Origin of the sequence: Bradyrhizobium diazoefficiens (assembly GCF_016612535.1) — a bacterium.
GTDB lineage: Bacteria > Pseudomonadota > Alphaproteobacteria > Rhizobiales > Xanthobacteraceae > Bradyrhizobium > Bradyrhizobium diazoefficiens_C.
Genome location: NZ_JAENXS010000001.1, coordinates 2,989,761 through 3,002,042 on the forward strand (window position 1 = coordinate 2,989,761; position 12,282 = coordinate 3,002,042).

10 protein-coding genes are annotated in these 12,282 nt (G+C 63.4%); all 10 read right to left on the reverse strand.

Features of this window, described 5'->3' with window-relative positions; genetic code table 11:
* Positions 1 to 5: 5 nt before the first annotated feature.
* Entirely contained in the window at positions 6 to 2,102 is a 2,097-nt protein-coding gene (locus JJE66_RS14180) for a bifunctional diguanylate cyclase/phosphodiesterase (protein ID WP_200514857.1), read from the reverse strand.
* A gap of 206 nt (positions 2,103 to 2,308) precedes the next feature.
* Entirely contained in the window at positions 2,309 to 3,592 is a 1,284-nt protein-coding gene (locus JJE66_RS14185; RefSeq protein WP_200514858.1) for a glycerate kinase, read from the reverse strand.
* A 215-nt stretch (positions 3,593 to 3,807) separates the two neighbouring features.
* Positions 3,808 to 5,037 (reverse strand): ABC transporter substrate-binding protein, encoded by a 1,230-nt coding sequence (locus tag JJE66_RS14190; protein ID WP_200514859.1) that lies wholly within the window; start codon positions 5,035 to 5,037, stop codon positions 3,808 to 3,810.
* 242 nt (positions 5,038 to 5,279) lie between these two features.
* Complete coding sequence (locus tag JJE66_RS14195; RefSeq protein ID WP_200514860.1) at positions 5,280 to 6,506, reverse strand: ABC transporter substrate-binding protein; 1,227 nt, start codon at positions 6,504 to 6,506, stop codon at positions 5,280 to 5,282.
* Between the two features lie 120 nt (positions 6,507 to 6,626).
* Positions 6,627 to 7,856 (reverse strand): ABC transporter substrate-binding protein, encoded by a 1,230-nt coding sequence (locus JJE66_RS14200; RefSeq protein ID WP_200514861.1) that lies wholly within the window; start codon positions 7,854 to 7,856, stop codon positions 6,627 to 6,629.
* A 27-nt stretch (positions 7,857 to 7,883) separates the two neighbouring features.
* Positions 7,884 to 8,903 (reverse strand): branched-chain amino acid ABC transporter permease, encoded by a 1,020-nt coding sequence (locus JJE66_RS14205; RefSeq protein ID WP_200514862.1) that lies wholly within the window; start codon positions 8,901 to 8,903, stop codon positions 7,884 to 7,886.
* A gap of 2 nt (positions 8,904 to 8,905) precedes the next feature.
* Positions 8,906 to 9,784: a branched-chain amino acid ABC transporter permease gene (locus tag JJE66_RS14210; RefSeq protein ID WP_200514863.1), complete on the reverse strand. Its 879-nt coding sequence runs from the start codon at positions 9,782 to 9,784 to the stop codon at positions 8,906 to 8,908.
* Positions 9,785 to 9,796: 12 nt separating this feature from the next.
* Positions 9,797 to 10,510 carry an ABC transporter ATP-binding protein gene (locus tag JJE66_RS14215; RefSeq protein WP_027530248.1) on the reverse strand — a complete coding sequence of 238 codons (714 nt, stop codon included), beginning with the start codon at positions 10,508 to 10,510 and terminating at the stop codon, positions 9,797 to 9,799.
* Complete coding sequence (locus JJE66_RS14220) at positions 10,507 to 11,304, reverse strand: ABC transporter ATP-binding protein (RefSeq protein ID WP_200514864.1); 798 nt, start codon at positions 11,302 to 11,304, stop codon at positions 10,507 to 10,509. Before JJE66_RS14220 ends, JJE66_RS14215 begins: the two co-directional genes overlap by 4 nt.
* A 66-nt stretch (positions 11,305 to 11,370) precedes the next feature.
* Complete coding sequence (locus JJE66_RS14225) at positions 11,371 to 12,237, reverse strand: IclR family transcriptional regulator (protein ID WP_200515361.1); 867 nt, start codon at positions 12,235 to 12,237, stop codon at positions 11,371 to 11,373.
* Positions 12,238 to 12,282: the final 45 nt, after the last annotated feature.

Here is a 12,282-nt window from a genome sequence, read left to right on the forward strand (position 1 = left end):
CCCGGCTAAGCCGCGGCGATCCGGGCCGGCATGGCGGGCACGTCCGCGGTGAGGAAGCGGCGCTCGATTTCCGTTGCGGGCAGGGGCGGGCTGAACAAATAGCCCTGCATTTCCGTGCAGCCCTCGGCCGTGATCCGCTCACGCTGCTCGTCAGTTTCCACGCCCTCCGCCGTGGTCGTCATGCCCATCCCGTGCGCCAGAGCAGCCACCGCCCGCACGATACTGAGGGACGCGGCATCGTTGCCCACCCCGCTGACGAAAGACCGGTCGATCTTGATCTTGTCGAAGGGGAAGCACTGCAAATAGGTCAGTGACGAATAGCCGGTGCCGAAATCGTCCATGGCGATCCTGATGCCCAGCGCACGAAGCTGGTGCAGCGTCGCGAGCGCTCCATTCCGGTCCTGGATCAGCACGCTCTCCGTGATCTCGATCTCCAGCCGTCCCGGATCAAGCCCGGTGGCCGCCAGCGCGTTCACGATCACCTCCGTCAGGCCCGGCTGGCGGAATTGCACGGCCGAAATGTTGATGGCGACGTGCAGATGGCTCGGCCACCGGCTCGCGGTGGCGCAGGCCTGCCGGATCACCCACTCTCCGATCGGCACGATCAAGCCGTTCTCCTCCGCGAGCGGGATGAAGCTGCCCGGTGCGACCAGTCCGCGCCGCGGGTGCCGCCACCGGATCAAGGCTTCGAACCCGCTGATCTCGGGGCCGTCGGTCTTCACGATCGGCTGGTAGTGCAACTCGAACTCGCCGGCCGCAAGGCCGTTGCGCAGGTCGAACTCCAGTGCACGCCGATTTTGCGCCTCTTCGTCCATCGCCGGCTCGAAGAAGCGGTGCACGCCGCGACCGTCGTTTTTCGCGCGGTAGAGAGCGAGGTCGGCATTGTGCAGGAGTTGTTCGGGCGTTGCGCCCTCGCGCGGCGCAATGGCGATGCCGATGCTCGCGCTGGTGCTGGCCTGGTGTCCGCCAAGCGCGAACGGCGCGCTCAGGGCGCTGACGGCATCGCGCGCCAGGGCCTCCGCGTCGCCCTGCCCGGAGATCGGCGTCTGGAGGATCACGAATTCATCGCCGCCCATGCGTGCAATCGTATCGCTCTCGCGCGCGAGCCGGCGCAGCCGACGGCTGACGTCCTGGAGCAGGATGTCGCCGGCCTGGTGGCCGAGGGTGTCGTTGACCGCCTTGAACTTGTCGAGATCGATGTGATGGACCGCGAACATCCCGCCCTGTTCGAGCGCCTGCTTGAGCCGCTGGCCAAGCAGCACACGATTGGCGAGGTCTGTCAGCGCATCGTGATGCGCCATATGCGCGATCTGAAGCTCCGCCTTCCGTTGCTCGGTGATGTCTTCGTGGGTTGCGACCCAGCCCAGATCCGGCATTGGCCGGTGCCTGATCTTGAAGGTGCGCCCGTTTCGCATCTCGACGATGCTGTCGGCGGCCTCGGCCGACGTGGCGACTCCAGTCCGCCAATTGGCGTATTCCTCGCGCGCCATCGCCGGCACGCTGCCGGCTTCGAAGCGCATGTCCAGGATCTCCGCGAGCGGCGTGCCCGGACCGACGCGATCGGCCGGCAGACCGTACATGTCGATATAGTGCGCATTGCAGACCCGCAGCCGATGGTCGGCGTCGAAGAAGCAAAGCCCGTGCGACATGTTGTTGATCGCGATGTCGAACTGGAAATTGCGCTCCTGGAGCCGCGCGCTGAGTTCTTCGCGCTCGGTGATGTCCTCGTGGGTCGCCATGCCGCCGCCGCCGGGCAGGGGATGGATGGTGTAGGCGATGATCCTTCCGTCGGCGAATTGCTGGACGGTCTCCTCGCTGGCGACGGAGCCTTCGGTGCGGGCGCGGATATAGGCGCCGGCCTCGCCACGAATGTTCAGGCCCAGCTTGAGCCGATGCGCGATCAGGTCCTTGATCGGCGTGCCCGCGCGAACCTGTTCGGGTGAGAGCGCGTACATCTCGCGGTAGCGCGGATTGCAGAAAATGACCTTGCGGTCGCGGTCAAAGAGGATGATGCCGAGCCACAGATTGTTGGTGGCGCATGCGAGCAGCTCACCCAGCACGAGTGGATCGACGCCTCCGACCTCCTGGTCACTCTCAGCCATGCGATTGTCCCCGAATGCGGATTAGAGCAGGCGGTGGTGAACGAACCCAAACGATTTGCCCAAATTAGAGGCTGGTTCTTCAAACTGCGGCGAACACGAGGTTAAGGGCGGCGGCGCCGGCGGCCAAATGGGCGTCCGGCGCGGACTCAGAGATCGTTAACCATGGTGGCCCGGGGAACTACGGAGGGATCCGGCCTGTCGCGGCATCAGTCGACGAGAATCACCCTGATATCGTTCACATTGGTCAGCGTCGGCCCGGGCATTAGCAGATCGCCAGTCGCCTCGAAGAACGTCGTCGCGTCGTTGTTGTCGAGATAGGCCTGCGGCGCGAGCCCTTGCGCCTTCATCTTCGCGAACGTCGCTGCGTCGATCAGCGCGCCGGCGGGGTCGGTGGGATGGCCGCCGCCGCCGTCGGCGCCGTCGGTGTCACCGGCCAGCGCCGAGACGTTCGGCGTGTCCTTCAACAGGTCGGCGAGCGCCAGCGCGTATTCCTGGTTGGGGCCGCCGCGGCCATTGCCGTGCACGGTGACCGTGAGCTCGCCGCCGGAGAGAATTGCGATGTGTTTGCCTTGCGCGCGCGCCTGGAGTGCGCGCCTGGCGTGATCGGCGGCGACGTCGCGCGCCTCGCCTTCGAGGTCGGCGCCGAGATCGACCGTCTCGTAGCCGGCATCCTTGGCGAGCTTCACCGCAGCGTCGAGCGACTGCTTCGGTCGCGCGATCAATTCGAAATGCGCGCGCGCGAAGGCGGCGTCGCCCGGCTTGCAACTTTCGTTGGCGGGGTCGTCGAGCGCGCGGCGCACGGCATCGTCGATATCGAGCTTGTACTTCGCGACGATCGCGCGCGCGTCCGAAAGCGTGGTCGGATCCGGCACGGTGGGACCGGAGGCGATCGCAGAGGGATCGTCATGCGGTACATCGGAGATCGCGAGCGTCACGATTTCGGCGGCGTTCATGCCGGCGCGCGCCAGCCGCCCACCCTTGATGCGCGAGAGGTGCTTGCGCACGACGTTCATCTCGCCGATCGGCGCGCCCGAGCGCAGCAGCGCCTTGTTGACCGCCTGCTTCTGCGCGAAGCTGATGCCGTCCACCGGCGCGATCCAGTTCGCCGAGCCGCCGCCGGTGAGCAGCACCAGCAGCAGATCGTCAGGTCCGGCTTCGCCCGCGAGCGCGAGCGTGTCAGCCGCGCCCTGCAGCCCGGCTTCATCAGGCACGGGATGGCCGGCCTCGACCACACGGATGCGGCGTGTCGGCACGCCGTAACCATGGCGCGTGGTGGCGATGCCGAGGAGGCGCTCCGGCGCCAACATGAGCGTATCGAGATAGTGCCGCTCCGCAGCCGCGGCCATCGCGGCGGCGCCCTTGCCGGCGGCGAGGCAGATCACGCGCCCCTTGGGCGAAGGGCGCAGATGCGGCGCCAATATCGTGTTCGGATGGGCCGCGGCAACGGCGGCGTCGTAGAGCGCGCGGAGCAGGGGACGTCGGTCGGTCATGACGATGGCTTTCAGCAGACTCTTGAACAAGTTCTTGGGCAGACTCAAGCGGCGGCGGGGGCGTCGCCATTGCTCTGCCTACCGCATCATGCGCCAAAGCGTAAGCAGGCTTTACCGTCATTCGATTGTGCAATCGCGTGATCATAATCGCCATGCAAGCAAAAGCCCCCGCGATCATCTCGCAGGGGCTTTCCATTCGTTGACTGTTCGGGCGGCTAGCCGCCGACGTCGGCGCTGATCACGTCGCCGAACAGATCCCATTTCTCGCCCTTGAACTTCTCGAGCTGGAGCTGGCTGATCGGCGCGAAGTCGGTCGGGGAGGTGTTGATCTGGATCCCCGGCAGCAGCACTTCGGTGCGGAAGTTCTTCAGGCTGGCAGCCTGCTTCATGACGTTCTCGCGCGTGAGATCGTCACCGCACTGCTTCAGGACTTGGACCAGGGTCTGCGCCACGCCGTAGCCGACGATGGTGCCGTGGTCGAGCTTGTCGCCGTCCGGGAAGTATTTGGTCATGAAGGCGAGGAAGCCCTTCATGCCGGGATCGTTGTTCCACTGCGGATCCGAGACGTCCTTCAGATAATCGGCGGAGATGATGTCCTGCGCGTTCTCGAAGCCCGCGGGCTTGAGCACGCTTCCGACCGAGCCCGAGACGTTGTTGAGGAAGTGCAGCGGCTTCCAGCCGACCTCAGCCACCTTCTTGATCGCCTGTGCGGCGAATTTCGGCGTCGTAATGTTCATGAAGACGTTGGCGCCGGACGATTTCAGGCTGACGATGTGGCTGTCAATGGTCGGCTCCGAGGTCTCGTAGCTCTCCTCGGCAACGATCATCGACGCAGCCTTGGCGCCGAGGCCGTCCTTGAGGCCCTTGACATAGTCCTTGCCATAATCGTCGTTCTGGTAGAGCACGGCGATCTTGGCGTCCGGCTTGTTCTTCAGGAGCCACTTCGCGTAGATCTGCGTTTCGCTCTGGTAGTTGGGCTGCCAGCCCATGGTCCAGGGGAAGTTCTTCGGATCGTTCCACTTGGTGGCGCCGGTGGCGACGAAGAGCTGCGGCACCTTCTTCGCGTTCATGTATTTGTGGATCGCCGAATTCGGCGGCGTGCCGAGCGAGTTGAAGATGAACAGCACCTCGTCGCTCTCGACCAGCTTGCGCGCCTGCTCCACCGTCTTTGGCGGCGAATAGGCGTCGTCATAGGAGATGAAGTTGATCTTGCGGCCGTTGATGCCGCCCTCGTCATTGATCTTCTTGAAATAGGCGGCTTCGGTCCGCCCGATGATGCCATAGGCGGACGCCGGTCCGCTGTAGGGCATGATGTTGCCAACCTTGATCTCGGTGTCGGTCGCGCCGGTATCGTATTTCTTCTGGGCTGATGCAGTGGAGGTCGCGGCTGCAATGAGCGCGAGCGCCAATGATGCGGCCGCAAGCTTGCCGGTGACAGCGGGCATTCCTATCTCCCTATTTTCTTGGTGTGTGTGCGTTCCTTTTTTTGTCTTGACTGTTTTTGGCCGACGCAGCCGCAATTCAATACGATTTGGCCGGCGCCTTCAACAGAAAGCCCCCGCGACGGGGTCGCAGGGGCTGCTTCTTTAGTAGTCAGGAGCACCGCAATTTACCATGTGCGACTGCGAGAAGGCGGCACCTCCTTGAGTGGCTTGATGACAGCGAAGCTATTTAGAGTTGATCCCCCTCAGTGACGGAGCTCACTCGAGATGATGTCGCCGAACAGCTCCCATTTCTTGCCCTTGAAGCGCATCATCTGGAGCTGCTCGATCGGGGCGAAATTGTCGGGCGCGGTGTTGATCTTGATGCCGGGCAGCAGCGTGTCCGGTTCGAAATCCTTCAAGGAGGCCGCCTGCTTCATGACGTTGTCGCGGGTGAGATTGTCGCCGCACATCTGCAGCACCTTCACCATGGTCTGGGCGGCGGCATAGCCGAACACCACGCCGGCATCGAGCTTGTTGGCCTTCGGATCGAACTGCGCGAGGAAGTTGTAGAACTTCTTCATGCCGTCATCGGCGTTCCATTGCGGGTCGGAGCCGTCCTTGATGTAGCTCGCCGACAAAATGCCTTGCGAGATCTCGAAGCCCGCAGGCTCGATCACGCCGCCGACGGACGCCGAGACGTTGGAGATGATGTGGATCGGATGCCAGTTGATCTCGGCCGCCTTCTTGATCGCCTGGGCTGCGAATTTCGGCGTGGTGATGCTGATGAAGACATCGGCGCCGGCGGCCTTCAGCTTCACGACATGCTCGTCGACCGCAGGCTCCGAGGTCTCGTACGGCTCCTCCAGCACGATCATGGCGGCCTTGGCGCCGAGCCCGTCCTTCAACCCCTTCAGATAGTCCTTGCCGAAATCGTCGTTCTGGTAGAGCACGCCGATCTTCGCGTCCGGCTTCTCCTTCAGGATGTACTTGGCGTAGATCTTCGCCTCGCTGGTGTAGCTCGGCTGCCAGCCCATGGTCCACGGATATTGCTTGGGATCGTTCCACTTCGAGGCGCCGCTCGCCACGAACAGCTGCGGCACCTTCTTCTCGTTCATGTATTTGCGGATGGCACTGTTGGTGGAGGTGCCGAGCGAGCCGAAGATCAGCAGCACGTTGTCGCTCTCGACCAGCTTGCGTGCCTGTTCCACCGTCTTCGGCGGCGAATAAGCGTCGTCGTAGGAAATGAACTTGACCTTGCGGCCGTTGATGCCGCCCTCGGCATTGACCTTGTTGAAATAGGCTTCCTCGGCCTTGCCGATCGCGGCATAGGCGGAGGCCGGGCCGCTATAGGGCATGATGTTGCCGATTTTGATCTCGGTGTCGGAGACGCCGCTGTCGTAGCTCTTCTGCGCCAGCGCGGGATTGCTCATTGCAGTGCACAACGCCAATGCGGCCGAAAACGCTGCAACCTGTAATCGAACGACAGCCATTGCTCTCCTACCCCGCTTGGATCGGCGCCGCATTGAACAAGATTGATCCCCGACGTCAACAAAAAGCCCCCGCGATCGCTCGCGGGGGCCTTTGTCAGTTTGGACTATTGCGTCAGCGGATTATTCCGGAGCGACATCGCCGCTCAGGATGTCGCCGAACTGTTCCCACTTCTCGCCCTTGAAGCGCTGCATCTGCAGCTGGCTGATCGGGGCGAAATCGCTCGGACTGGTGTTGATCTTCACGCCTGGAAGCAACGTATCTGGCGTGAAATCCTTCAGGCTCGCCGCCTGCTTCATGACGTTGGCGCGGGTAAGGTCGTCGCCGCACATCTCCAGAGTCTTGACGAGCGTCTGCGCGGCGCCGTAGCCGTAGACGATGCTCGCATCCGTCTTGTCCGCACCGGGCATGTATTTGTCGAGGAACTCGGACCATTTCTTCATGCCGGGATCGTCATTCCAGCGCGGATCGGCGCCGTCCTTGGCATAGGCCGCGGACAGCACGCCCTGCGAGGCCTCGAAGCCCGCCGGCTTCATCACGCTGCCGACCGAAGCCGATACGTTGGTGATGATCTGGAGCGGCTTCCAGCCGAGCTCGGCGGTCTTCTTGATGGTCTGGGCACCGAACTTCGGCGTCGTGTAGATCAGCAGCACGTCGGGATTGGCGGCCTTGATCTTGACGATGTGGCCGTCGATCGACGGCTCGGAGACCTCGTAGCTCTCTTCCATGATGATCATGGACGAAGCCTTGGCGCCAAAACCGTCCTTGGTGCCCTTGAGGTAGTCTTTGCCGAAATCGTCGTTCTGATAGAGGATCGCGACCTTGGCGTCGGGCTTCTCCTTCATCAGCCATTTCGCGTAGATATGCGCTTCGCTCTGGTAGGAGGGCTGCCAGCCCATGGTCCAGGGGAAGCTCTTCGGGTCATTCCACTTGGTAGCGCCGGTGGCGACGAACAGCTGCGGGATCTTCTTGGCGTTGAGGTACTTCTGGATCGCGCTGTTCGAGGGCGTGCCGAGCGGGTTGAACACGGCGAGCACCTCGTCGCTTTCGACCAGCTTGCGGACTTGCTCGACCGCCTTCGGCGGCGAATAGCCGTCGTCATAGGTGACGTAGACGATCTTGCGGCCGTTGATGCCGCCCTTGTCGTTGATCATCTTGATATAGGCTTCTTCGGTCTTGCCGATGATGCCATAGGCCGACGCCGGACCGCTGTACGGCATGATGTTGCCGATCTTGATCTCGGTATCGGACGCGCCGGTGTCGTATTTCTTCTGGGCGAATGCTGCGCCGGAGGCGAGGCTTGCGACCGCCGTTACCAGTGCGGTGGTTCGCAGTGTTTTTCCGAAAGACAATTTGGTCTCCTTACCTGATTGAGGGTTTCAGTTTTTTCTGAGCCGTCCGGCGAGTTGCTGGCCCAGGATCGCGACTTGCCTTGCGCCATGCGGCACGAGGTAGATGACGGCGAACAGCAGCACGCCGAACACGGCGCCGGAGAGGCCCTTCGAGATGCCCTCCGCGATGTTCGGCACGAAGATGATGAAGGCGGCGCCGACGATCGAGCCGGGCAGCCAACCGACGCCGCCGACGACCATGCCGAGGAACAGCTGGATCGCGAGCGTGATGGTGAAGCTGTCGGGCGCGACGAACTGCACCGCGATGGCGCTGAGGCCGCCGGCGACGCCGGTGATGCCGGCGGAGACGCCGAATGCGAGCGTTTTGTACAGCGCAACGTTGATGCCCATGGCGGAGGCCGCGATCTCATTGTCGCGGATCGCCATGAAGGCGCGGCCCGAGCGGGAGCGCAGCAGGTTGACGGAGAAGATGTAGATCGCGAGTACGACGACGAGCGAGAAGTAGTACAGCCACATGTCTTGCGACATCGGCAGGCCGAACGGCGCATCGGGCTTGGTGACGACGAGGCCCTGCACGCCGCCGGTCCAGGGCTCGAGGAAGTTCAGCTTGAGCAGCTGCGGCATCGCGGTGGCGAGCGCGAAGGTCGCGAGCGCGAGATAGACGCCGGAGAGCCGCAGCGCCGGCTGGCCGAACAGGAAGCCCGCGCCGAAGCAAACCACGCCCGCGACCGGCAGGCAGAGGAAGTAGGGGATGTTGAACTGCTCCATCATCACCGCTGTGACGTAGGCGCCGATGCCGTAGAACGCGCTCTGGCCGAGCGAGAACTGGCCCGAGCCGCCGGTCAGGATGTTCAGCGCCAGCACGGCCAGGCCCAGATACAAGAGCTGGGTCAGCTGGAAGATCACGAAGTTCTTCGCAAACAACGGAACGGCGATCAGAGCCAGAAGCACCACGATCGAGGTGCCCGTGCCCAGCGTCATGGCCCGCTTCGGAACGGCTTCGACCGCCGCGTGGCCTTCGGCGACGACTTCTTCTGCTGCGCTCATGATCAAACTCGCTTGACGATGTGCCGGCCGAACAGACCAGCGGGTTTGACGACCAGGACGGAGATGATCAGCGCGAGCGCGATCGGGAGTTTCAGCTCGTTGCCGACGCCGGGGATGTAGGTGCCGGCGAGGTTCTCGAAGATGCCGACCAGGAAGCCGCCGACCACGGCGCCGAACGGGCTGGTCAGGCCGCCGAGCACGGCTGCGGCGAAGCCGTAGATCAGCACGCCGCCCATCATATTGGGCTCCAGGAACACGACCGGTGCGATCAGCATGCCGGCGATCGCGCCGATCGCAGACGCCATCCCCCAGCCGAGCGCGATCATCCAGCTCGTGTTGATGCCGACGAGACGCGCCGATTCAGGCACCGAAGCGGCCGCCCGCATGGCGAGGCCGATCCTGGTGTACTGGAAGAAGAAGTAGAGCGCGATCAACAGCAGCACGGTGACGCCGATCATGCCGGCCTGGTGGGTCGAGATCAGCTGGCTGCCGAGGAACGGCGAGGAGCCGAACGGGGTCGGATATTGCTTGATGGTGAAGTCCCAGATCAGGCCGGCCGAGGAGTTGATGATCGCGAACAGCGCGATGAAGCCGGCGACGTTGGTCAGCACCGGCGCCTTCGCCAGCGGCTTGAACAGGATGCGCTCGATCGCGATGCCGCCGACGAAGGAGAGCGCCAGCGTGATCACGAAGGCGCCCCAATAGGGCACGCCCCATTGCATCAGCTGCCACGAGATGAAGGTCGAGAACATCGCCATCTCGCCCTGCGCGAAGTTGAGATGGTCGATCGCCTGGTAGATCATGACCACCGCGAGCGCCATGCAGGCGTAGATCGCGCCGGTGGAGATCCCAGCCAGGACCTGGTTGGTGAACAGTTCCATTGTCCCGGCTCCTCAGTAACCCAGATAGGATTTGCGGATTTCTTCGTTGTTCGCGATGTCCTTGGCATTGCCCGACATCACGATACGGCCGGTCTCGATCACATAGGCCTGGTCGGCGAGCTCGAGTGCGAGCTGGGCGTTCTGCTCGACCACCAGGATCGACACCTTGTCTTCGCGGTTGATCTTGCCGAGGATGCCGAACAGGTCGCGCACCACCAGCGGAGCGAGGCCGAAGGACGGCTCGTCGAGCAGCATCAGGCGCGGCCGCAGCATCAGTGCGCGCGCGACCGCGAGCATCTGCTGCTCGCCGCCGGAGAGCGTGCCGGCCTGCTGGGTGTGCCGCTGCTTCAAAACCGGGAAATGCGCATACATGCGCTCGATGTCGGAGACGATGCCGGCATTGTCCTTGCGGGTGATGGCGCCGAGCTGGAGGTTTTCCTCCACCGTCATGGTAGTGAAGGTGCCGCGGCCCTGCGGCACATGGGCGATACCGAACCGGACGATACTTTCGGTGGAGCGGTTGTTCAGCGGCTTGCCGTCGAACTCGATGCCGCCGGTGGAGCGTACCATGTTGCAGATCGCGCGCAGCGTCGTGGTCTTGCCGGCGCCGTTGGCCCCGAGCAGCGTCACGAGCGAGCCCTCGCTGAGCGAGAAGGAGAGGCCATGGAGCGCCTGGACCTGGCCGTAATAGGCGCGCAGGTCCTTGACGTTGAGCAGCGTCGTCATTGGTCCTTGCTCCCGAGATAGGCCTTGATCACGTCGGGGTCCGCCTGCACCTGGGCGGGCGTGCCTTCCGCGAGCTTCTTGCCGAAATTCAGCGCGACGACGTGGTCGGCGATCGACATCACGAGGCCCATATGGTGCTCGACCAGCAGCACGGTCATGTGGCGCTCATCCCGGATTTTGCGGATGAGGTCGCCGAGGACGTGGACCTCTTCGTGGTTGAGGCCACCGGCGGGCTCGTCGAGCAGCAGGATCTTCGGGTCCGCGGCGAGCGCCCGCGCCAGTTCGACACGCTTCTGGGTGCCGAAGGGCAGGCCGGAGACGGTGGTGTGGGCGACGTCCTCGAGGTCGAGATAAGCGAGGATCTCGTGCACCTTCTTGTTCACGCCGGTTTCGGTGCGGCGAATCCAGGCGAGACGCAGCGAGTCGCTGATGATGTCAGAGGAGGTGCGGGCGTGGGTGCCGACGCGGACATTGTCCATTACCGAGAGGTTCGGAAACAGCGCCACGTTCTGGAAGGTGCGGCCGATGCCGATCTCGGCGATCCGGTGCGGCGGCCGCTTCAGAATGCTCACGCCTTCCATCAGGATGTCGCCGGACGACGGCTGATAGAGGCGGGAAAGGCAGTTGAAGAGCGTGGTCTTGCCCGCCCCGTTGGGACCGATCAGTCCGAGGATCTGGCCCTTGTGCATGTCAAAGGACACGCCGTTGAGCGCGACGATGCCGCCGAACACGACGCTGACGTCGCGAACCGCGAGCAGAGGCGATGTCCCCTGCGCGAGCTGTACCTGCGTCATCTCGTCTCGCCCATACGATTCGGTGGGCGAAGGGGCGATGCAAACCGCTCCCGATGATGACAAAGGCTATCTGATCCCCTCGGCCACACGCGCAACTTTTCCTCCTGATTTCAGCTTTTTGCTGAGTTGTTTTTGTGAATGCGGCATCAGACCCCCAAGTGCCGCTTCGATGTTCCTTACCATCGTCAGCAGACGCGGTCCAATGTCGTTGATCAAGCGCTCTTCCGTGAAGCGGAATGCCGGCGCGCCGCAATTGAAAGCGTAAGGCCCGGTTCCGTCGTTCAGCTTGAGCGCGACGCCGGCGGCGCCGATGTCGTCGTGCCAGTCGCCGACCGAAATCGCAAAACCGTGTTTCGCCACCGTCTCGCCGGAACGCTCCAGTCCGTCGCGCATCTTGGGCCAGCGGCTGCCGTAATGTTCGCGCAGGACGCGTGACAATTCGGCGCGATCGTCCTCGCCCAGCGCCCAGAAATAGGCGCGGCCCATCGCGCTGGTTGCAATCGGCACGCGGGAGCCGACGTCAAGTTGAACGCCGACGGTCTCGCTGCCGCGGCTTTGTCCGAAATAGATCATGCTATGGCGGTCGCGGCCGCCGATCGCGACCGCGCCGCCGGTCGCGCGCATCATGTCCTCGCGAAACGGCTCGGACAAATGCCGAACACCGAGATTGGCTAACGCCGCGTAACCGAGCGCCATCGCGGCGGGGGCGAGCTGATACTTCTCGAAGCGGGGAACCGGTGTAAGATAACCGAGCTTCGTCAGAGTATAGGTCAGCCGCGAGACGGTTGGCTTGGGCAAATTGGTGCGGGCCGCGATCTCCTGATTGCCGAGAAGCCCGTCGCTGGGGTGGAATGCGCGCAATACTTCAAGCCCGCGGGAAAGCGCGACGACGAAATTCCGATCGGTCGCTGTCTTCTTTCCTGTACGCTTCATCCCTGATCTGCTTCTTGCGCGGAGTCGTTGACAACGTCCGTGCTT

Coding starts and splice junctions, on each gene's coding strand:
- JJE66_RS14180 (WP_200514857.1), bottom strand. CDS start 2,102: ATGGCTGAGAGTGACCAGGAGGTCGGAGGCGTCGATCCACTCGTGCTG.
- JJE66_RS14185 (WP_200514858.1), bottom strand. CDS start 3,592: ATGACCGACCGACGTCCCCTGCTCCGCGCGCTCTACGACGCCGCCGTT.
- JJE66_RS14190 (WP_200514859.1), bottom strand. CDS start 5,037: ATGCCCGCTGTCACCGGCAAGCTTGCGGCCGCATCATTGGCGCTCGCG.
- JJE66_RS14195 (WP_200514860.1), bottom strand. CDS start 6,506: ATGGCTGTCGTTCGATTACAGGTTGCAGCGTTTTCGGCCGCATTGGCG.
- JJE66_RS14205 (WP_200514862.1), bottom strand. CDS start 8,903: ATGAGCGCAGCAGAAGAAGTCGTCGCCGAAGGCCACGCGGCGGTCGAA.
- JJE66_RS14210 (WP_200514863.1), bottom strand. CDS start 9,784: ATGGAACTGTTCACCAACCAGGTCCTGGCTGGGATCTCCACCGGCGCG.
- JJE66_RS14215 (WP_027530248.1), bottom strand. CDS start 10,510: ATGACGACGCTGCTCAACGTCAAGGACCTGCGCGCCTATTACGGCCAG.
- JJE66_RS14220 (WP_200514864.1), bottom strand. CDS start 11,304: ATGACGCAGGTACAGCTCGCGCAGGGGACATCGCCTCTGCTCGCGGTT.
- JJE66_RS14225 (WP_200515361.1), bottom strand. CDS start 12,237: ATGAAGCGTACAGGAAAGAAGACAGCGACCGATCGGAATTTCGTCGTC.